Source organism: Polynucleobacter acidiphobus (assembly GCF_003065385.1).
Lineage (GTDB): Bacteria > Pseudomonadota > Gammaproteobacteria > Burkholderiales > Burkholderiaceae > Polynucleobacter > Polynucleobacter acidiphobus.
In genome coordinates this window covers 1,550,510-1,571,569 of the sequence record NZ_CP023277.1, presented here as the reverse complement: position 1 = coordinate 1,571,569, position 21,060 = coordinate 1,550,510, and the positions used below count along the sequence as shown (strand labels likewise).

Here is a 21,060-nt window from a genome sequence, read left to right as displayed (position 1 = left end):
AATACGAGTATGACTCTGACCGAACTTCGTTATATCGTTGCAGTTGCTCGTGAGCGCCATTTTGGACGTGCAGCCGAAGCCTGTCATGTATCACAGCCCACTTTGTCGGTTGCCATTAAGAAGTTAGAAGAAGAACTGCAAACCCAAATATTTGAGCGCACCAGTTCAGACGTGGCTCTCACAACCCTTGGCGCCGTGATTATTCAGCAGGCACAACGGGTACTCGAGGAAGCCAACGCACTTAAGCATCTTGCAAAACATGGTCAGGATCCCCTATCCGGGCCATTGCGACTTGGTGCAATTTATACCGTCGCCCCTTATTTACTCCCCAGTCTCGTTCGTGTGGCGCGCGACACCTTACCGAAGGCTCCATTATTTTTGGAAGAAAACTTTACGGTCCGTTTAATTGAGATGTTGCGTCAAGGGGAGCTTGACTGCGCCATTTTGGCGGACCCATTTCCGAGCGCCGGCTTGGATTTTGTTGACCTCTATGAGGAACCTTTCTTAGTGGCGATCCCCAAGGGGCATGAATGGTCAGATCGAAAATCGATTGGCCAAAAAGAATTGAAGGAACAAAATACCTTACTGCTTGGCGCTGGGCATTGCTTTCGGGATCATGTACTGGGTGTTTGCCCAGAACTCAATCGATTTGGCACCGGCCTAACACTTGGAGAGCATCGTAGTTTTGAGGGATCCTCGCTAGAGACCATTCGACAAATGGTCGCAGGAGGAATTGGAATTACGGTCTTGCCGCGCACCTCAGTCAGCAATCCAAATGATCGCGACGGATTGATCCTCTATATTCCATTTGAATCACCTGAGCCAACGCGGCGCGTTAGTCTAGTCTGGCGCAAAGGTTATCCCCGGGTTGAGGCCATGAAGGCAATTGCTCGGACCATTCGAGCGTGCGATTTACCTGGAGCGAGGTTGCTCTGATTTCTGGGCGCTTGCAGTCGTATATCCATCTGGTGCGCTTGGATAAGCCCATCGGCATTCTTTTACTACTGTGGCCAACACTTTGGGGCCTTTGGATTGCAAGCGATGGCTTTCCAAATCCAATCGTCTTGTCGATCTTTTGTTTGGGAACGGTCCTCATGCGAAGCGCCGGTTGCGCGATCAATGACTACGCTGACCGTCATTTTGATAAGCACGTAGAACGTACACAGCATCGCCCACTCACCAGTGGAAAAATATCCAAGTACGAGGCAATTGCAATTGCCGTGATCTTGGCATTGATCTCATTTGGATTAATTCAGCCTTTAAATGACTTGACTAAGCAGTTATCGATTGTGGCAGTTCTCTTAGCAGCCATTTATCCCTTTACGAAACGCTTCTTTTCAATCCCTCAAGCAATCCTTGGTCTGGCATTTGGTTTTGGTATTCCCATGGCGTTTGCGGCAGTACAAAATCACATACCGCTAGAGGCCTTGATTTTATTTACTGGTAATGTTTTTTGGGCGATTGCTTACGATACTGCCTATGCCATGGTCGATCGCGATGATGATCTGCGCTTGGGATTAAAAACTTCAGCGATTACTTTTGGGCGGTTTGATGTAACGGCCATCTCGATTTGTTATGGGCTCTTGTTGGCCTCCCAAATTTGGGTAGCCGAGATGATTGAGCTGAGTTCTTGGTTCTATGTGGGCTGGTTCTTAGCGCTCGGTTGCGCTATCTATGAACTGCGACTCGTTGCCACTCGGCAGCGCGAAGCCTGCTTTAGAGCCTTCTTGCACAACAATTGGTTGGGGGCCGCGCTCTTTTTAGGAATTGTGCTTGGACTAGCACTGCGCTCATAGTCTAGGATTGCCCAAATTCTTTTGCCATGGCCGCCCCACGCTTTTGAGCAGCAAGTAGGGCGTTTTGCAAAATCGCTGCCCACTGCTGTTGATCGAGGACTTCAAGTGCGGCAGCAGTGGTTCCACCTCTAGAGGTCACTTTTTGACGAAGACTCATGGGGGATTCTGATGATTGGAGAGCAAGGGCGGTCGCGCCCATCAGAGTTTGATTCGCCAACTCACGAGCGATGTCTGGCGCAAGCCCCATCTTCTCTCCGCCCGCTTGAAGGGCTTCTAAAAAAGCAAATACATATGCTGGACCACTACCCGATAGGGCGGTCACCGCATCCATTAAAGACTCATTGGGTACCCAAATGACTTTGCCAACAGCAGAGCCAATCGTTTGGGCGTAATGCCGTTGTTGCTCGCTGACCCAAGCGGGCGCAAATAAACCGGTGATCCCTTGATTAATCAGGGCAGGGGTATTGGGCATGGCACGAATGCATGAGGAGTATTCAAGCCAGCGTGACATATCAGCAATTTGGATTCCGGCTGCAATGCTCAGGATCACAGGACCATCAGCAACAGCTTGTAAATGCTTACTGAGTTCAGTAGCTGCCGCCTTAAAGTCTTGGGGCTTGATGGCTAAAACAATGATCTGTGCTGTCTCAATCTTCGGACGCGCATCACCCACAGCCCCATAGGTTGAAATCAAAAAATCATTCTCGAGAAGCTTGGCAGTTTGTGCTTGAGGTTCAATTGCGCAGATGGACTTTGGGTCGGCCCCTTGCTGCAAGAGGCCGCCAATAATGGCTCTAGCCATATTGCCACCACCAATAAATACGGTATTCATCGGTTGGATATTTGTCATGACTCTATCTTAGCGCTTAGTTTGCGCTCTCCAAAAATTGCACTACCAACGCGCACCATCGTGGCGCCCTCAGCAATCGCCGCCTCAAGATCATCGGACATCCCCATGGAGAGAGTATCAAAGTCTTCAAAACCAGCCACTCTTTGAGTTTGCATCCGAATATCCTCAAACAAGTGACGCATCGCTGCGAAAGCCTCACGCTGCTCGGCCTCGTTGGCACTGGGAGCTGGGATAGCCATTAGTCCACGCAATACTAAACCTGGAAGCGAAGCTACCACCTTACACAGTTGCAAGGTATCGCTTGGCATTACACCCGACTTACTTTCTTCTTGGCTGATATTGACTTGAACGCATGCCTGAAGGGGTCCCAGACGACTGTGGGCTTGCCGTTGATCCGAGAGGCGTTGCGCAATTTTCTCGCGATCAATGGTGTGAATCCAATCAAAGTGTTCAGCGATGTCAGATGTTTTATTACTTTGCAGTGGGCCAATAAAATGCCACTCCAGCCATGGACGCAGTTGATCGAGTCGCTGAATCTTCTCCACCGCCTCCTGCACATAATTTTCACCAAAGGCTTTTTGACCTGCGTGCATCGCTTCCTCAATTGCACTCGCCGGAAAGGTTTTGCTAACGGCAATTAATTCAATGGACTCTGGATCGCGACCGTAGTGTTCAGCAGCTGCATCGATGCGATGCCGAACAGCCATCAGGCAATCAGTAATCCGACTCATGGGTTCTTTGGCAACAATTGATCGATGATTTCAATCCAATGGCGCACGGGCAGATCATCTTGATGCAGATGACTAATGCAGCCAATATTGCCAGAGACGATTGTCTTAGCTCCCGATTGTGTGCAGGCAGCCTCAAGATTTTGTAGTTTCTGAGCCCGTAATTGATCAGAAAGGTTAGCTTGCAAAATTGAGTATGTACCCGCTGAGCCGCAGCATAGATGACTATCGGCACACAAATGAACTGAAATCCCTAGGCTTTCAAGAAGACCTTCCACCTTCCCGCGAATTTGTTGACCATGCTGCAATGTGCATGGGGGGTGGTAAACCACACCAGACTTTGGCTGCGAGCCAATTTGATGAATTAATGCGTCTTTAAACTCAGGTAAGAGCTCTGAAACATCTTTACATAGTTGCGAGACGCGCTCTGCTTTCTTTGCATAGACAGGATCATTCGCTAATAAATGTCCATAGTCTTTGACCATCACCCCGCAGCCTGACGCATTCATCACAATCGCTTCTACGGAGTCCTTGCCGTTCTCAATCAATGGCCACCATGCATCGATATTACGCTTCGCATCGGCTAAGCCGCCGACTTGATCATTGAGGTGATACCGTAGTGCACCGCAGCAACCCGCTTTGGGAGCGCTAATTAACTGAACGCCCAAAGCATCAAATACCCGCAGCGTAGCAAGGTTGATGTTGGGCAACATGCCAGGTTGAACACAGCCATCGAGCATCAGCATTTTGCGAGCGTGCTGTCGATTAGGTCTTGGGCCTGCTGGCAAGCCATTGGGCACCTTACGAGCAAGGGAGGTTGGCATCAGAGGCCGCATCATGCGACCGATACGCATCGCTGAATCAAATAAAGGTTTATTGGTTAATCCTTCTTTTAATAACCAACGCGTCAACTTCTGCCCAACGGGGCGTGATGCCGTCTTTTCTTCAGCCCACTTGCGGCCAATATCAACTAACTTGCCATACTCCACACCGCTTGGGCAGGTACTCTCGCAATTTCGACACGTTAAGCACCGATCCAAATGGGTTCTGGTCTTTTCCGTGGGAGCCTGACCCTCAGCAATTTGTTTGATCAAATAAATACGACCACGAGGTCCATCTAACTCATCACCTAATAGTTGATAGGTTGGGCAAGTTGCTGTACAAAACCCGCAGTGCACGCATTTACCTAATATGCGTTTTGCTTCAATACCGTCAGCGGTATTGATGAACTCAGGAGCTAATTTTGTTTCCATACTTAAGGTAAGCGCCCAGTTGTAAATACACCAAAGGGATCAAAGGAGTGCCTCAACCGTTTTTGCACGGCCTCAAAGCCTGCGGTTAGAGGATTGGAATCCAACCGAGTAAAGCGTTCGAATGCCTCGGTGCTTAATGATCGAAAGCAGGTTAAATGCCCGCCATGCTGGATTGCAAGTTTCTGTAACACGTTTGCCGTTGATTGATTGGCAGGACCTTGTATCCAACGCTCTTGTCCATGCCACTCCATGATGATTTCCGGCAAGCAATCCTTAGGCATCGCTAGCACTGGGCAGTTGGCTGGCAAGGAGAGTCGCCAAAGTGCGTGGTGATTTGGCATTTGACTAAACCAAGAAAGCTGCTGTTCACGAAGATTGCGCCAAAATAAATCAGCCTCTGAATCATCGAGTACGGTAGCGCCCAATCGATCTTGCATCATTTGACTAGCAGAGGTAACCGCTGCCTTCGCTCCCGCCAAACGAATCGTTAGCTCACCCTCACCACCTGCATCACCAATCCAAGCGCTGGCATTGAGCGGTAAAGGTTGCCCAGCCCATTCATTGAGTATTTTTAATGCATCACTGGCACCCATCCTGCAGCGAAGACTCGCAGTTGCTGCAGGCTTTGGCAATACTTTTACGGAAGCCTCTAAAAGTAGAGCAAGTGTTCCTAGTGAGCCAGGCAGAAGGCGCGAGACATCGTAACCGGCGACGTTTTTCATGACCTTACCGCCAAAGGATAGGTCTTCACCGCGACCATCCATCAGCCGGGTTCCCAAAACAAAGTCTCGTAAATTTCCAGCACTAATGCGAGCAGGACCAGCAAGGCCTGCAGCAATCACGCCTCCAAAGGTCGCATCGTCACCAAAGTGAGGCGGCTCAAATGGCAGGATCTGATTATTTTTGGCCAAGATTGACTCGATTTCTGCAATCGACGTGCCGGCACACGCCGTGATCACTAACTCCTCAGGTTGGTAATCCAATATTCCCTGATACGGTTTCGTACTCAAAATGGGAGACCGGCTTGGGTTACCGTACCATGATTTTGTATTGCCACCTTGGATCGATAGCACCTGATTCTGTTTACCAGCCTCAATAATTTGCTCACGAAACCGCGAGAGTACTGTTTCGTTCATGCCTAGAAGCGCTCCAGTTCAGGGTGGGGTAATACGCCACCGCTGACGCGCATCCGTCCATATTCAGCACAGCGATTGAGCGTTGGAATGGCTTTATCAGGGTTTAAAAGACGATCTGGATCAAATGCCGCTTTAACACCCCAAAAACGCTCACGCTCCTGTTCGCCAAATTGAACGCACATGGAATTAATTTTCTCGATCCCTACACCATGCTCACCAGTGATGGTGCCTCCGAGTTCAACGCAGGCCTCAAGGATTTCAGTGCCAAATTCTTCTGCCCGGTGCCATTCATCCGGATCAGCACCATTAAACAAAATGAGGGGATGCATATTGCCATCTCCCGCATGAAAGACATTGAGACAGCCCAGACCATATTTGGCCTCCATGCCTTTAATGCGCTTTAGTAGGGTTGCAATATGACGCCTTGGAATGGTTCCATCCATGCAGTAATAATCTGCTGCAATCCGTCCAGCGGCTGGGAAGGCATTCTTACGTCCACTCCAAAAGCGCAAGCGCTCCGCCTCACTTTCAGAGACTTGAATGCGACTAGCCCCTTGCTTTTCTAATACCGCATTCATGCGGGCGATTTCTTCTTCGACCTCTTCGGGGGTTCCATCCGATTCGCACAATAAGATAGCCTCTGCGTTGAGGTCATAGCCAGCATGCACAAACTCCTCAACAGCACGCGTGGTTGGTTTATCCATCATTTCTAAACCAGCTGGAATAATCCCCGCAGCGATGATGGCGGCGACCGCATTGCCACCCTTTTCAATATCATCAAAACTGGCCATAATGACGCGTGCTAATTTTGGCTTAGGCACAAGCTTTACCGTAATCTCAGTAACAATCCCGAGCATTCCTTCGCTACCAATCAACACAGCCAGCAAATCCAATCCTGGTGAATCAGGTGCCATGCTGCCAAATTCCACCACATCACCATTCATCAGGACGGCGCGAACGCGCAATACATTGTGAAGCGTCAAGCCATACTTTAAGCAGTGCACGCCACCCGAGTTCTCATTAACATTTCCACCAATTGAACAAGCAATCTGCGAGGATGGATCGGGTGCGTAGTACAAACCATGCTTTGCGACCGCTTCTGAGATTGCCAGATTTCGGACGCCTGGCTGCACGACCGCAGTGCGTGTAAAGGGATCGACCTGCAAAATCTTTTTGAACTTGGCTAACGATAAAACCAAGCCTTGCTCAATCGGCATTGCACCGCCCGAGAGACCGGTGCCCGAGCCGCGCGGTACCACAGGAACTCCAAGGGCTTTGCAGGCTTTAAGGATATTGACCACTTGCTCTTCATTCTCAGGAAGTGCCACTGCCAGGGGCATTTTGCGATAGGCCGCCAAGCCATCGCATTCATAGGGAATGGTGTCCTCGGGCTGCCAAAGGAGGGCATCATCTGCTAGAAATGGCCGTAAGGCATCGACCAAAATAGCCTGTTTGGCTTGTAGGGATTGGATTTCAGCAGAAGAAGCGGGGGCATTCATTCGTCTATTTTAGCCATTTACCTATAATCTGTTCATGGGAAATCGACTATCAAAAATTGCAACCCGAACTGGTGATGCCGGTATGACTGGCCTTGGTGACGGTAGCCGAGTTGAAAAAGATCATTTACGTATCTGCGCCATGGGCGATGTGGATGAGCTGAACTCGCAAATTGGGGTTTTGATGACCGAAGAGCTCCCCGCATCGATTGCTTCCGATCTTCAGGCATTGCTGTTACGAGTCCAGCATGATTTGTTTGACCTGGGCGGGGAGCTTTGTATTCCCAATTACACCCTATTAAAACTTGAGCAAGTTGAGCAGCTCGATACTTGGTTAGCTCACTACAACGCCAATCTTCCTCCGCTCAAAGAATTTATCTTGCCAGGGGGAACCCGCGCGGCAGCTCAGGCGCATGTCTGTCGAACCGTTTGTCGACGCGCTGAGCGCTCTATTGTCAAGTTAGGTTGGGTTGACCCAATTGCTGACTCACCGCGTCAATACGTCAATCGTTTATCCGATCTTCTCTTTGTGATTGCCCGGGTTTTAAACCAGGCTGCTGGTGGTCAAGACGTGCTGTGGAAGAATCAAAATAAAGCACAAGATAGCTAGAAAGAAAAAACGCGGCTTTAAGCCGCGTTTTTGATGAATTAAGCAGATAACTAGGCGCGTCGCCGTTTGCGAACTGCCTGCGCAAGACGCTCGAGTACTTTCACAGAATCATCCCAGTTAATGCAGGCATCGGTAATGCTCTTGCCATATTCCAGCTGTTTTGGATCATCCTTGCCAGGTGTGAACTTCTGAGCGCCGGCGTTTAAATGACTCTCAATCATGACCCCAAAAATCTTACGGGATCCACTCTCGATTTGTTCAGCAACATTATTAGCAACATCGATTTGCCGTTGATGCTGTTTACTTGAATTGGCATGCGATAGATCAACCATCAAAGAGGCTGGTAACTTTGCAGCTTCTAGTTCAGCACAGGCTGCTTCAACATACTTTGCTTCGTAATTGGGCTCTTTACCGCCACGCAGAATCACGTGACAGTCTTTATTGCCCTTGGTTTCAACGATTGCAACCTGACCATTTTTGTGCACCGATAAGAAATGATGTGGCCGATGCGCCGCTTGAATCGCATCGGTTGCGATTTTGATATTTCCATCAGTCCCATTCTTAAATCCGATTGGCGCAGATAGTCCAGAACTGAGTTCGCGATGAACTTGACTTTCTGTCGTTCTGGCGCCGATTGCACCCCAGGAAATTAAATCGGCAATGTATTGGGGTGAGATCACATCGAGGAACTCACTACCAGCTGGCATGCCCAGGCGATTAATTTCCATGAGCACTTGGCGCGCAATACGCAGACCTTCTTCAATCTTAAAACTCTCATCGAGATAGGGGTCGTTGATGAGTCCTTTCCAGCCAACCGTCGTGCGGGGTTTCTCAAAATACACACGCATGACAATTTCCAGATCATCGGCTAAGCGCGTACGCTCTCTCATGAGGCGTTGGCAGTACTCCAAGGCTGCAGAAGGATCATGGATTGAGCAAGGGCCAATGATTACTAAGAGGCGATCATCTTTGCCATGAATTAGATTCCGGATTTTGTCCCGAGTACGCCCGATTAGCTTTTCAGTTGGCGTGCCTACGATTGGAAAAAACCGAATCAAATGCTCGGGGGGCGGTAAAACAGTAATGTTACCGACACGTTGATCATCGGTCGCAGAGGTTTTATCTAAGCTTGCGTACCAGTTTTCTTGGGGGGTATGGGGTTTTGTGCTCATACCCTCTATTCTAAAGCCTGATAGAGGTCGGTGCGATCTAATAGAAGCGCATGCAAATCAAGCCGTACCCCCAACGGTCATTTCATCAATGCGTAAGGTTGGCTGACCCACACCTACCGGGACACTTTGCCCTTCTTTGCCACATACGCCCACTCCGCTATCTAGACGAAGGTCATTGCCGATCATGCTCACTTGCTTTAAGGATTCTGGGCCATTACCAATAATGGTTGCTCCTTTGACAGGGTATTGGATCTTGCCTTTTTCCACCCAATACGCCACCGAGGCAGAAAATACAAATTTGCCACTCGTGATGTCGACTTGCCCACCGCCAAAGTTCACGGCATAGAGACCTCGATCAATACTAGCCACAATTTCTTCTGGATCATAGTGACCCGATAGCATGTAGGTGTTGGTCATGCGGGGTAGGGGCAGCGAGGCAAAACTCTCACGCCGTCCATTGCCCGTCAGAGGCATTCCCATCAAGCGCGCATTAAGACTGTCTTGAATGTAGCCCTTTAAAACACCGTCTTCAATCAGGGTGGTGCACTGCGTGGGCGTGCCCTCATCATCCATATTGAGCGAGCCGCGACGTCCGCTGAGTGTTCCATCATCAACCACCGTGACACCTTTGGCAGCCACCCGCTGACCAATGCGTCCAGAAAACGCAGAAGATCCTTTGCGATTAAAGTCCCCCTCAAGACCGTGGCCAATGGCTTCATGCAGCAGTACGCCAGGCCAGCCCGGGCCCATGACAACGGTCATTGGGCCTGCAGGCGCTGGACGGGAATCGAGATTCAGGAGGGCATGATCAACTGCTTCATCGACCCACTGATCAATACGCTGGGTATCAAAAAAACTGTAGTCGGCACGCGCTCCACCACCGGCAGAGCCGGATTCTCGCCGACCATTTTGCTCAGCAATAACATGAATCGATACGCGCACGAGTGGGCGAATATCAGCAGCCAATAAGCCATTAGAGCGAGCCACCATCACAACATCAAACTCACCCGCAAGACTGGCCATGACTTGGATGATGCGTGGATCACGGGCCTTGGCACGTCGTTCAATTCCTTCTAAGAGCGCAATCTTTTCTGGAGGCGTTAATGAGTCCAATGGATTGAAGGTGCTATATAAAGCTGGATTAGAGTGTGTTGATGCCGAAAGTGGGGCGCGGACTTTGACTTTGCCACCTTTGGGGCCAATTACGCGAGTAGCATGCGCAGCTTTTAATAAAGCTTCAGAGCTAATCACATCCGAGTAAGCAAATGCTGTTTTATCGCCCGAGATCGCACGAATACCAACACCTTGATCAATATTGAAACTGCCGGATTTGACAATCCCCTCTTCTAAGCTCCATTGCTCACTACGTGTGTATTGAAAATATAAATCCGCATCATCTAAGCGATGCGCATGCATCACCCCAAATAGTTGATCAAGGTCAGAAGGACCTAGGCCATTGGGCTTGAGTAAAAAAGAATGGGCAATATCGAGGGCCTCTTGCGGGCTTGCTGATGTTGCAATGTGTGGGATAGCAAGTGAGTTCATGGTATTTTTCAGACAAGCTTACGATGTTTTAGGGCGGGCAGCTTAGAACGTACTTCTTCGAGTGCAGTGGAGTCTAGCTCGCCGAGCACACAGCCTTCGCCAGCGGCAAGTTCAGAGACAATATTGCCCCAGGGGTCGACCAGCATGGATTGACCCCAAGTGCGACGTTGATTTTGATGAAGGCCACCTTGGGCGGACGCCAGAAAATAGCACTGGTTTTCAATGGCCCGTGCGCGCAGCAAAATCTCCCAATGATCCTTGCCAGTTGTATGGGTAAATGCAGCTGGAATTACCTGGCAGTCAACCTCGGCTTGCTGTCGATACAACTCTGGAAAGCGAAGGTCATAGCAAATGCTTAAACCAAACACCCACTCATTGCCCTCATGCAAAATGCGAACGGTTGTAGGCTGACTACCCGCCTCAATCGTTTCAGATTCTTGGTAGCGCTCATTAGACGTCTGAAAACCAAATAGATGAATCTTGTCGTAACGGGCAATGCACTGACCCTCTGGATTAAATACTAAGCTTGCATTTAAAACCTTTAGTGGATCACTTGCCTCGAGCGGGATGGTGCCGGCAATCAAGAAGATACGATATTTTTGAGCAAAGCCTTGAAGCGCGTCTTGAATGGGTCCACGACCAAAGGTCTCCCGCACTTTGACCTTGTCGGTATCGGCAAGCCCCATTAGGCAAAAGTATTCAGGTAGCGCAAGCACTACTGCACCCTGGTCAGATGCATTTTTGATTAGTCGTTCAGCCGTGCGCAGATTGTCTGCCAAATTCGCAGATGAAATCATCTGAATCGCTGCCACCGTTAATTTATTTGCCATACCACTGAATACTAAAGCTTTAGTTGCTAGTTGACAGGCGCTGGGGTGGTGGGTGCCGACTTTGTTGGGGTTTGTGCTGGTGGCATCTTTTGCTCACGCAGCAGATTTCGAGAGCGAATGGTCTCCAGCACCTTTGGATCTAAAGGCTGACCATTTTGGTCTAGTGGGATTACATCAGGCTTATCCCAGCTTCCCTGCACTAGGTAATCGGTCTGAAGTGTGCGATTTAGTTGATTGCTAATTAAATATTGACCAATCAGGGCGCTTGCTCCAATGATCGGATTGACAGCGAAGAGCGCTAGAGCGCCAGCGGTTGCATCAATCGTTGGGAAGATGGTGATTCGTAAGTCTTGGGTTTGCTTGGGAATATTCACGAGACCGCTGGTGGCAACTCGAGCTTGATTGAGTTGCATCGTGAAATTCTGTGTGCGGGCAACACCGTTGCGCAAAACAAAGTCACCAGAAAGAGTGTTGAAGGCGGTTCCCGAGGTGACTACATTCCCAAGGCTGCCTTGAAGGTCAAAGGTTGCAAATTTTAATAAGCTTTGCAAACTAAATACCCCAATAATCTTGGCAAAACCAGAGTCCACCTGAAGTAAGCGACCATTTTCTAGATTGATTTTTACATTGCCAGCCAGGGTATCAAAGGAGGGATCATAGGGAGGGCCGCTCCAATCCAATTTGGCATTGATTGTTCCCTTGCCACCCTCTACCGCTTTAGGGCTACCCCAATAGGCAACGACCGTACCCAGATCTTTAATTTGGGAGTTGATATCCAATAGAACATGCTCATTATTGCCCTGCTGATCACTGGTCCACTCCCCAGTAATCCGTGAAGACGCGCTTGGATTGTTAATGACAAGACTTTCAATTGCGATTCGGTTTGGAGTGTTACGTGTCTTAATCGCGATTGCGCCAGGTTTATATTGATTGAAATTAAAGTCATCAATACTGAGATCAAGTTCAGGAATCGCATTAAGTGATACCTCTTTGTCAGCGGATGCACTTGAGTTCACCGGATTTGCTAATTTTGGAGGAATATGCAAACGAAGCAATTTTCCTTTTAGAAGATCAGCATTTTTTCTCTCTTGATACTGAACATCGCCCTCTAAATTCGGGGATTTCAAATTAAGCTGCCAAGTATCTCCACCCAATTTGGCACTGATAGCAAGATTGGGCCAGGGGCGGTTCATGGCAATCGCTTGATTGATGCGCGCTGTAAACACTCGAAGGCCATCGGCGTTATCCGCAGAGCCAGCCGTGTTGGCAGCATCGGGTTTGCTATTTACTCCATCGTTCGAAAATAACAGGCGATGCCAGGCATCAATATTGAGATCGTTTGCTTGCACATTGAGACCCAAGCCACGCTCAGGGATGATGGCTGCAGCCCCTATCCCAATTCCTTGCGCCACAATGCCGTCTGCACCTTGTTTTCCTTGTAGCGTGATTGTTTTCCCAATTTGTGCTGACCATTGAGCGATTCGTTTGGAGGCCCCCTCGCTGGCGTTGGACTGGTATCGAAAAACCCCGTTTAGTTTGTTGCCCTTCTTGATACTTAGGGGTTCAGGAAGGGCGGTGCTTAGACCATTGAAATCGAGGTCGAGATTGAGGTCCGTGGTGTTGCTAGTAATACCCAGCCTGCCTTTAAATGCGGCCTTGCCATCCAGTGCCTTTAGGAGCTCTTGAGATTGGCGACCCACTTGATTGGAATAGTGACGCTCAAGGCGTTCAAGATCAATTGTCCCATTGAGATCATAGAGATCTTGTTTGGTTTGAGATTGCCCCGTGTTTTGTCGAATATTGATGGTGCCACCAAAGAATTCAGCGCTTACCTGTTCAAAGCGGGGCAAGTCTTCGGTAATCCGAATACTGCCTCGTACCTGATTGAATGGGGCAAGATCAGACCAAACGACGATATTGTTATTTAAGCTTAGCAAAGCATTTAATTTGAGGTCATCTGTATTTTGAAGAGGCAACAGCATCTCTAGATCAAGTTTTGCGGGACCTGATAACTTCAGATTCTTTGCTAACTCTGGACGAGTGAGAAGAATCGGTGTTGTTCTCAGATAGTCCATCATGTCATTGATCGGGCCCGTAATATTTCCTTTGAGATTGAGGACCGGCTTTGCGCTAGAAACATTCGGTATTTCTGCATTGACATTTTGAATTTGCAGACCTTGGTAGCGAGCATCCTTGATTGCTACCATCAGCTTGGCTTGCTGCATCGAAACGAGACCGTTGACTTCCGTGAATTCAGGCCAAGTGCCTTTTGCAGATGGGAATAGAGGGGCTGGTCGAAAAACCGTTCCAGAGATTGGTAGATTTAATGCAAATTCGCCAGTTCCCGAAGCATCGTAAGGGGCTAAATTAGGATCACCTTTGATCTTTAGGCTGCCATTGTTGATCTCTCCTCCGACAAATGCTTTTTCAATATAAGTGCGCGCATCCTTTGACATTTCTGCAGGGAGGTAGCGGTAGATTGTTTGTGCCTTTGCTCTAGGAAATTGAATGGTTAGATCTAAAGTGTCTGGTGCCTTCTCTTTGCCAATTAGGTAATTGCCATCAGCAATTAATGCGATATCGGGGTTGTTTACAGAGAGCTGATCAAATCCGATTTGCCATTGCTTATTTTTTAATGACCAATTTAGTGTTCCGCTTGCGCTGTCAAACTGCAAACGTGGCTCTGCTAAAAAATCAGCAATCACTAATCCCAAATTTTTTGAGTTCAGTTTGATGCTGCCTTGGTTTTGATTGGTGGTAATCGTGCCGCTTAAATTGGTAATGCTTGGGATGGTATCTCGGTAAGCTTTGATGCCTACCTGATTGAGGGAGCCGGTAATATTAAATTTAGGCCCTTGACCACTTAAGAGGCCACCGATCAGGGGAATATTGGATTTTGGTTCAGCCCATGTGATGTCGACATCAATCAGATCTCCACGTGGTTCGGTTTGCTCTAAAACCTGACGGATTCGATTGGGAATGGGCAGATTCAATGCAAACAGACTGAGGTTCTCGAGGCTAATTTTTGCCGAGGAGAATGCAAATTTTTCAAGCTCGCCATCGCGTTTAGGAGCCTGCCAGCCAAAGGTCATGGGCGCCAGTGATTCCATCGGGGTTCCCGGCTTTTGATTCTTGTTTAACCAGGCAAATTGCTGCACCGCAAGCGAAATAAACTTCCCGGATGTGAATTGCTTCGCCTCCATTTCTAGGCGCCCAAACTCAAGCGCCTGATTGCTTTTTAATTGTTGAAAGATGGGTTGCTCGATCGCAAGTTTGAATTGTCCGCCATTAGGGATGCCTTTGCTTATGGCAATCGATCCTGAGGAGTTCAAAACGCCGCTTAGCTGTTTAAAGGGAATCTCAAAATCCCGGCTAAATTGCCCAAGATCCAGTCGCTGGACTTCCCACTGAAAATCGCCAATCCAATCCCGCCAATGGCCCGCTTGCCCACCTAGACGGTGAGAAAATTTTCCTGAGAGAGTTAGGGTGCCTTGATGCCATGGACTGTAAATAGCGGCATCAAGTTCATGCTGACGTATTCCATTTTGTAGTTGCATGGATTCGATTCGCAGATCCGCGGCGTCGGCTTTGGACTTTGAGAAATCCTTCCAAAGAATATTGATATCGGAAATCTTTAAATCACCTTGTTTAAACAGCCAATTTTCGAGATGGAAATCATCCCCGCCATCGCCCGCAAGAATACCCGCCACATACAAGCGCTTTTGCGAGTCACGCGTAACTTGAATTACCGCATTACTAGCGTGTAATTTCGTGAAATAGGGCTTTAGGTGATAAAACGATGACCAACTCAACTCGCCTCGGATGTCAGCGATCCTTAGGGGAGGTGCATCTGTAATCGTAGTCGGATTGCGTTTGGCATCGACCACAAATTCCAGATCGCGAATATCAAAGACTGGACGGATCCCTTGCCAGTAGACATTGAGTTGATTGATTTTGACCTCAACGCCAATGCGTTGTGACAGTAACTTTTCGACAGCCGGTTTTGACGTTTCGAGTTGCGGCCAAATAATGAATCGGATCACCAGATGCCCAAGAATCATGAGTCCGACCGTAACGAGAGCCAAAATTGCCAGACGGCGCGACCAACGTGACCACGAGGTGGCGTCGGGCCGCATCGTCAGAAGGTCTTTGAGGCGTAACGGATACTTTTTTTCGGTCATTACTATCCATTATCCGATACCCTTCATTGATTGGGCTAGTAGCGATTAAGATAAGGCATGGTTTCGGATCAAGACGCCCTTTCTTTTCTGGAGAAAAACTCCGTCTATGCAAATCGCTGGCTAAGTGCCCACGCAGATTGGCGCGCTTGGCTAGAGGAGCGCATACATACTCCGGTCGACACCACCCAGATCGATCAGCTGCTCCTGCCAATCAGCAAGGCTCTCGATCGTCAGGAGTTGGATGAGGCAGCACTGATGAGTCAGCTTCGGCTAGTTCGTCAACAGTTGATGCTATGGATTGGTTGCCGAGACCTCAATGGACTGGCACCTTTATTAGAAGTGACCCAGTCGCTCAGTTATTTTGCAGAGCAAGCCCTTGGGCTAGTCGTGCGCTATCTTCGCACGGATCTGCAAGAGCGATTTGGCCTACCTTGGGCTCGGACCGAAGACTACGAACTGCCACTCCTGATTGTCGGGATGGGGAAATTAGGCGGTCGTGAACTCAATCTTTCCTCGGATATCGATCTGATCTTGTTATATGAGGAAGAGGGCGAGACTAAACATGGGGCAAGTTCGATTTCAAACCACGAGTGGTTTACGAAGCTGGGCCGGCGTCTCATCAAAATGATTTCTGAGCATGATGCCCATGGATTTGTATTCCGGGTGGATATGCGCTTGCGTCCTAATGGCGATTCTGGACCGTTGGTTTGTAGTCTAGAAATGCTCGAAGAGTATTTGTTTGTGCAAGGCCGTGAATGGGAGCGTTACGCATGGATTAAAGGTCGCATGATTTATCCCCCGATATCGCATCCCGATTATGTTCGGTGCGAGAAGGGGCTTGAGCAAATTATTCGGCCATTTGTCTATCGTCGCCATTTAGATTACGGTGTGATTGCAGCCATTCGGGAGTTGCATACACAAATTCAGCGAGAGGCAGATAAGCGGAGTAATCAACGCAGCGGGCGATCACGTGATATTAAGTTAGGTCGCGGTGGAATCCGTGAAATTGAGTTTTTAGCCCAGATGTTTCAATTAATGCGGGGTGGTACCGATCCGCGCTTACGAACTCGTCCAACGCTTGAGGTCTTAGATCGACTGCAAGAGGGTGGACTGATGAGCGCAGAAGAAATTGAAGCGCTCAAATCTGCTTATGTGTTCTTAAGGCGCTTGGAGCATCGCATCCAGATTTGGGAAGACCAGCAGACACATTATTTACCTGAGCAGGATGATGCGAGAGCGCAGTTGGCGCAAGCCATGGCTGGACCGAATCAAGAAGGGCGTCTCGAAGAGTTTATGCAAATGCTCACTGAGCATCAAAATCAGGTAGCACGTTATTTTGAAAAGGCGTTTGCCTTGGACGAAAGCACCCGTTTGCAAATTGATGCAAACGACACAAGCTGGCAACCCAATACTGCTTTATTCCCCAAGGCTAATGAGCGGTGGAGCGCCTGGCAGGAAAGCTCCCGTGCCAAATCACTGCCAGAGAAAAGTCGACTCACGATACGAAGCTTATTAAAAAAGGCAGCGAATGATATTGAGGCTGATCATCCAGACGATGCGGATCAAACTCTCTTGCGATTTTTTGATCTCCTTGAGGCGATTTGTCGTCGCAGCGCCTATCTATCGATTTTGGCTGAGAACTCCAATGCCTTGCAAAAGGTATTGATGCTCCTCAATGCCTCACAGTGGGCCGCCCAATATTTAGCCAGACATCCTCATTTATTGGACGATCTGTTATCGGCCAATGCGCAATCTGAGCTGATTCATGATCCTGAGAGCTATTGGTGCAAAGTAAAGGCAAATCTGGATCTGCGTTTAGATGATGCCCTCGCAGATGGGGCGAGCCCAGATCATGCCATGGATATCCTACGGGTCACACATCACACCGAAACCTTTTTAATTCTCTTAGCTGATTTAGGAATTGGTGCTCCCGAGGGTCTTAGTACTGAGCGGGTGAGTGATCGCTTGTCCGCGCTGGCCGATTTGATACTGCAGGCAACCTATGAACGCGTTTGGCCATCGGTTGCGGAGAAGTTTGGTCTCAGTCCTCAGCATCCACCACCATTTGCAGTGATTGCCTATGGCAAGTTGGGCGGAAAAGAGTTGGGTTACGCCTCTGATCTCGACCTGGTCTTTTTGTATGACGCATCACCAACAGACTATGCGGCTCAGGAGATTTATTCGGTGTTAGGTAAGCGCATGATTAATTGGTTGACGACTTTAACTGCTGCCGGCACTTTATTTGAAATCGATACGCGCCTGCGCCCAAACGGCGCTGCAGGATTTTTGGTGACCAGCCTTGATTCCTTTCGACGCTATCAATTGCGTGAGGGGGATAACGCCGCTTGGGTTTGGGAGCATCAAGCCATTTCTCGGGCGCGCTTTGCTGCGGGTGATCCCAAGGTAGGAGCCCAGTTTGAAGAGATACGCAAAGAAGTTCTCGCCCACGAACGAAATCATTCTGATCTCAAATATGAAATTATTGAGATGCGCCATAAGGTTCATGCTGGCCATCCAAATTCATCCAATGATTTTGATCTCAAGCATGATCCTGGTGGCATGGTCGATATTGAATTCATCGTTCAGTATTTAGTTTTGGCCTACGCTCGCCAGTACCCTGATTTATTGGGCAACTTAGGCAATATTGCGCTTTTAGGAATTGCCGCAAAGCACCAGTTGATCTCGGAGATGGATGCGCTTGAGATTGGGGACGCCTATCGCATGTTTCGGGCGCAGCAGCATCGATTGCGTTTAGACGGAGCGGAAAAAATTCGGGTATCCATCCATGAGTATCCTGATTTTGCGAAAGCAAAGGCGTGTGTGACTAAACTTTGGGAGGCGGTCTTTGGCGCCCCCTCGCAACCAGTTTAATTGGCTTTAGGTCTGGTTTAGTAGTTCTCTCGCGTGTCGCCGCGTGGTGTCAGTAATGGTTGTGCCGCCTAGCATCCGAGCAATTTCTTCAATGCGTTCTTGACGGCCTAAACTCTTCACATCGGAATGGGTTTTGCCATCCAATGCTTGTTTACTTACCTTGAAATGATGATCACCTTGAGCGGCCACTTGGGCTAGATGGGTGACACAAAGGATTTGGTGGGACTGACCCAGTTGCCTTAAAAGTTCGCCAACCGTTTGAGCCACTGCTCCACCAATGCCAGAATCGACTTCATCAAAGATCAGGGTTGGGGTAAAGCTCGCCTTGCTGGTGATGACACTAATGGCTAAGCTAATGCGCGCTAACTCTCCTCCAGAAGCAACCTTAGCCAAAGGCTTTGGTGTGCTACCACTGTGCGCAGCGATCAGAAACTCAATTTGATCGATTCCATGACGACTGGCCTCGCTTGGACTGACAAGGACTTGCAGCTGGCCGCCTGTCATTGCGAGGCGCTGCATCGCATCGCTAACGGCTTGGCTAAGCTCTGCGGCTGCCTGATGACGACGCTTTGATAATTCTTGCGCACGTTTTAGAAATTCAGCCTCTTGAGCCTTAAATTGTTGACGCAAAGACTCGATATCTTGTGCTGCCGTGAAGGCCGCTAATTTTTCTTGAGAGCTGATCCAAAGTTCTGGCAATTGCTCAGGATTGACTTTGTATTTGCGAGCCGCAGTATGGAGAGCTTGCATTCGGGCTTCGAGTTCTGCAAGGCGATCTGGATCTAAATCCATCTTTTGTCGGTATCGATTTAATCCGTGAATCGCCTCGTCAATCTGAATTTGAGCATGATTAAGGCTTTCATTGATCTCATTCAAATTCGGATCATGCTTTACTAAATCATCAATCGCATGCTGCACCCGATGAAGTTGCGACTCAATCGAATGCTCAGCATCGCTTAAGCCATCAATCGCGAGCTCAACCCCTTGAATAATTTTGGCGGCATTGGCCAGTCGAGCATGCGCTATTTGGATTTCACCCCATTCATTTGCTTGTGGTGCAATTTCATTGAGCTCATCAAGCTGCCACTGAAGACGCTCTTGCTCGCGCTGTAAATCAGCACCTGCCGCTTCGGCTTGCTGCAATTGCTTGGCCGTCACATTCATAGATTGATATGCTTGCGCCACGATCGCTGCTTGGTCATGAAGATTGGCATGTCGATCGAGCAGCTCGCGTTGTGCACCGGTCTTAAGAAGTAATTGGTGGGCGTGTTGCCCATGAATATCGACGAGACGATCACCCAGTTCGCGTAGTTGATTTAAAGACGCAGCGCCACCATTAATGTAGGCCTTGCTCCGACCGGAATGATCGATGCTGCGTTTAATCACAATCCGATGGTCATCTTCGAGCGGAAAATCAGCCTCGCGCAACCATCCGGAAATTTCCTCTTGCAAGTCCTCTTCGACCTGAAAAATAGCAGCGATCTCTGCGCGTTGGCAGCCCTCACGGATTTGACTGGTATCAGCACGCTCACCCAGAGCGAGGGCTAGGGCATCGAGCAAAATTGATTTACCTGCACCAGTTTCGCCAGTTAAAACACTAAAACCCGAGCCAAAATCAAGTTCTAGGTGATCCACAATCACAAAATCACGCAATGCTAATGATTGAAGCATGTTGATTCGCCTGGATTAAAACGTGGAAGGATACTCGTTCCAGTGCAACTTTTCTCTTAGGGTCTGGTAGTCACTGTGCCCCAGTGGATGTAGGAGGGAGATGGATTTGTTCGAGCGCTTTACCTCAACCCGATCACCGATTTGTAATTTAGTTAATGATTGCATATCAAAGTTCACAATCACTTCTCGGCCACCAGCAACTTCGATCGTAATTTGAGACTCTTGGGCCAATACGATGGGTCGATTGGAGAGTGCATGGGGAGCGATTGGTACCAGCACAATCCCTGGCACGCAGGGATGCAAAATGGGACCGCCTGCTGAGAGGGCGTATGCGGTTGATCCGGTTGGGGTGGACACAATTAGGCCATCGGAGCGCTGGTTGTACATAAAGGAGCCGTTAACATGCACCTTTAGCTCCACCATTCCAGAGAGTCCTGAACGATTCACGACCACATCGTTTAAGGCTAAGCCCCGATGAATCTCTTGATCATTGCGCCATACGCTAGCCTCTAGTAGCGATCGCTCATCGATTTCATAATGACCATCAATCATGGGCGGCAGAACCGTTTTGGCGTCTTCAAAAGGGATGTCGGTCATATAACCCAAACGCCCCATATTGATCCCCAAGAGCGGTACTCCAGTCCCGGCAATTTGACGACCAATGCCAAGCATGGTGCCATCACCCCCCAAAATAACCGCCAAATCCGTGGATTTCTGGAAATCCTGGAGTTGGATGATCTGTAAATTGGCGTCTGGCAAATGGGTGGCCGTAGACGCCTCAATGCTGAGCTCGCAGCCATGATTTGTGAGGATTTGGGCTAATTCGTGTAAATGCTGCCCAATACCGTCTGCTTGGTGCTTACCCACAAGGGTTACGCGCCTAAACTTCTTCTGCAGGGGTTTGCTTGATGGGCTTAACAT

15 protein-coding genes are annotated in these 21,060 nt (G+C 48.9%); 4 read left to right on the top strand and 11 right to left on the bottom strand.

Translation table 11 applies throughout. The features are described 5' to 3' along the window. Nucleotides 1-9 precede the first annotated feature (9 nt). Both AOC32_RS08215 and ubiA read left to right on the top strand, forming a co-directional pair. Nucleotides 10-936 carry a LysR substrate-binding domain-containing protein gene (locus tag AOC32_RS08215; protein ID WP_108508992.1) on the top strand — a complete coding sequence of 309 codons (927 nt, stop codon included), beginning with the start codon at nucleotides 10-12 and terminating at the stop codon, nucleotides 934-936. Next, complete coding sequence (gene ubiA / locus AOC32_RS08210; RefSeq protein ID WP_108509401.1) at nucleotides 936-1,796, top strand: 4-hydroxybenzoate octaprenyltransferase; 861 nt, start codon at nucleotides 936-938, stop codon at nucleotides 1,794-1,796. The genes AOC32_RS08215 and ubiA overlap by 1 nt, the downstream gene beginning before the upstream one ends. Before the next feature lies 1 nt (nucleotide 1,797). On the opposite strand, the gene proC is transcribed toward ubiA, so the two are convergent. From proC to AOC32_RS08185, 5 genes are read right to left on the bottom strand one after another with little or no spacing between them, the layout of a single operon-like run. Beyond that, nucleotides 1,798-2,646, bottom strand: a complete 849-nt coding sequence (proC, locus tag AOC32_RS08205) for a pyrroline-5-carboxylate reductase (protein WP_108508991.1) — start codon at nucleotides 2,644-2,646, stop codon at nucleotides 1,798-1,800. After that, nucleotides 2,643-3,377: a YggS family pyridoxal phosphate-dependent enzyme gene (locus AOC32_RS08200; protein WP_108508990.1), complete on the bottom strand. Its 735-nt coding sequence runs from the start codon at nucleotides 3,375-3,377 to the stop codon at nucleotides 2,643-2,645. Before AOC32_RS08200 ends, proC begins: the two co-directional genes overlap by 4 nt. Then, nucleotides 3,374-4,627: a glycolate oxidase subunit GlcF gene (gene glcF, locus AOC32_RS08195; RefSeq protein WP_108508989.1), complete on the bottom strand. Its 1,254-nt coding sequence runs from the start codon at nucleotides 4,625-4,627 to the stop codon at nucleotides 3,374-3,376. Before glcF ends, AOC32_RS08200 begins: the two co-directional genes overlap by 4 nt. A 2-nt stretch (nucleotides 4,628-4,629) precedes the next feature. After that, nucleotides 4,630-5,763, bottom strand: a complete 1,134-nt coding sequence (gene glcE / locus AOC32_RS08190) for a glycolate oxidase subunit GlcE (protein ID WP_108508988.1) — start codon at nucleotides 5,761-5,763, stop codon at nucleotides 4,630-4,632. 2 nt (nucleotides 5,764-5,765) lie between these two features. Next, the gene (locus tag AOC32_RS08185) at nucleotides 5,766-7,262 is read right to left on the bottom strand and encodes an FAD-linked oxidase C-terminal domain-containing protein (protein WP_108508987.1); all 1,497 of its coding nucleotides are present in this window, start codon (nucleotides 7,260-7,262) and stop codon (nucleotides 5,766-5,768) included. Nucleotides 7,263-7,296: 34 nt separating this feature from the next. Here AOC32_RS08185 and AOC32_RS08180 point away from each other — a divergent pair, with 34 nt between their 5' ends. Continuing rightward, nucleotides 7,297-7,869, top strand: a complete 573-nt coding sequence (locus AOC32_RS08180) for a cob(I)yrinic acid a,c-diamide adenosyltransferase (protein WP_108508986.1) — start codon at nucleotides 7,297-7,299, stop codon at nucleotides 7,867-7,869. Nucleotides 7,870-7,919: 50 nt separating this feature from the next. On the opposite strand, the gene AOC32_RS08175 is transcribed toward AOC32_RS08180, so the two are convergent. From AOC32_RS08175 to AOC32_RS08160, 4 genes are read right to left on the bottom strand one after another with little or no spacing between them, the layout of a single operon-like run. Beyond that, nucleotides 7,920-9,041 carry a 3-deoxy-7-phosphoheptulonate synthase gene (locus AOC32_RS08175; RefSeq protein WP_108508985.1) on the bottom strand — a complete coding sequence of 374 codons (1,122 nt, stop codon included), beginning with the start codon at nucleotides 9,039-9,041 and terminating at the stop codon, nucleotides 7,920-7,922. Between the two features lie 57 nt (nucleotides 9,042-9,098). Beyond that, entirely contained in the window at nucleotides 9,099-10,586 is a 1,488-nt protein-coding gene (gene tldD, locus AOC32_RS08170) for a metalloprotease TldD (protein WP_108508984.1), read from the bottom strand. Nucleotides 10,587-10,594: 8 nt separating this feature from the next. After that, nucleotides 10,595-11,416, bottom strand: coding sequence for a carbon-nitrogen hydrolase family protein (locus AOC32_RS08165; protein ID WP_108508983.1), 822 nt, complete (start codon nucleotides 11,414-11,416; stop codon nucleotides 10,595-10,597). Nucleotides 11,417-11,442: 26 nt separating this feature from the next. Beyond that, nucleotides 11,443-15,597 (bottom strand): YhdP family protein, encoded by a 4,155-nt coding sequence (locus AOC32_RS08160; RefSeq protein WP_108508982.1) that lies wholly within the window; start codon nucleotides 15,595-15,597, stop codon nucleotides 11,443-11,445. A gap of 57 nt (nucleotides 15,598-15,654) precedes the next feature. On the opposite strand from AOC32_RS08160, the gene glnE reads away from it, so the two are divergent. Further along, on the top strand, nucleotides 15,655-18,468 hold the full coding sequence (glnE, locus tag AOC32_RS08155) for a bifunctional [glutamate--ammonia ligase]-adenylyl-L-tyrosine phosphorylase/[glutamate--ammonia-ligase] adenylyltransferase (protein WP_108508981.1): 2,814 nt from the start codon (nucleotides 15,655-15,657) through the stop codon (nucleotides 18,466-18,468). 6 nt (nucleotides 18,469-18,474) lie between these two features. On the opposite strand, the gene recN is transcribed toward glnE, so the two are convergent. Both recN and AOC32_RS08145 read right to left on the bottom strand, forming a co-directional pair. Beyond that, nucleotides 18,475-20,139, bottom strand: a complete 1,665-nt coding sequence (gene recN / locus AOC32_RS08150; protein WP_108508980.1) for a DNA repair protein RecN — start codon at nucleotides 20,137-20,139, stop codon at nucleotides 18,475-18,477. Nucleotides 20,140-20,154: 15 nt separating this feature from the next. Next, nucleotides 20,155-21,060, bottom strand: coding sequence for an NAD kinase (locus AOC32_RS08145; RefSeq protein ID WP_108509400.1), 906 nt, complete (start codon nucleotides 21,058-21,060; stop codon nucleotides 20,155-20,157).

Coding starts and splice junctions, on each gene's coding strand:
- AOC32_RS08215 (WP_108508992.1), top strand. CDS start 10: ATGACTCTGACCGAACTTCGTTATATCGTTGCAGTTGCTCGTGAGCGC.
- proC (WP_108508991.1), bottom strand. CDS start 2,646: ATGACAAATATCCAACCGATGAATACCGTATTTATTGGTGGTGGCAAT.
- AOC32_RS08200 (WP_108508990.1), bottom strand. CDS start 3,377: ATGAGTCGGATTACTGATTGCCTGATGGCTGTTCGGCATCGCATCGAT.
- glcF (WP_108508989.1), bottom strand. CDS start 4,627: ATGGAAACAAAATTAGCTCCTGAGTTCATCAATACCGCTGACGGTATT.
- glcE (WP_108508988.1), bottom strand. CDS start 5,763: ATGAACGAAACAGTACTCTCGCGGTTTCGTGAGCAAATTATTGAGGCT.
- AOC32_RS08185 (WP_108508987.1), bottom strand. CDS start 7,262: ATGAATGCCCCCGCTTCTTCTGCTGAAATCCAATCCCTACAAGCCAAA.
- AOC32_RS08180 (WP_108508986.1), top strand. CDS start 7,297: ATGGGAAATCGACTATCAAAAATTGCAACCCGAACTGGTGATGCCGGT.
- AOC32_RS08175 (WP_108508985.1), bottom strand. CDS start 9,041: ATGAGCACAAAACCCCATACCCCCCAAGAAAACTGGTACGCAAGCTTA.
- tldD (WP_108508984.1), bottom strand. CDS start 10,586: ATGAACTCACTTGCTATCCCACACATTGCAACATCAGCAAGCCCGCAA.
- AOC32_RS08165 (WP_108508983.1), bottom strand. CDS start 11,416: ATGGCAAATAAATTAACGGTGGCAGCGATTCAGATGATTTCATCTGCG.
- AOC32_RS08160 (WP_108508982.1), bottom strand. CDS start 15,597: ATGACCGAAAAAAAGTATCCGTTACGCCTCAAAGACCTTCTGACGATG.
- glnE (WP_108508981.1), top strand. CDS start 15,655: ATGGTTTCGGATCAAGACGCCCTTTCTTTTCTGGAGAAAAACTCCGTC.
- recN (WP_108508980.1), bottom strand. CDS start 20,139: ATGCTTCAATCATTAGCATTGCGTGATTTTGTGATTGTGGATCACCTA.
- AOC32_RS08145 (WP_108509400.1), bottom strand. CDS start 21,060: ATGTTAAGCCCATCAAGCAAACCCCTGCAGAAGAAGTTTAGGCGCGTA.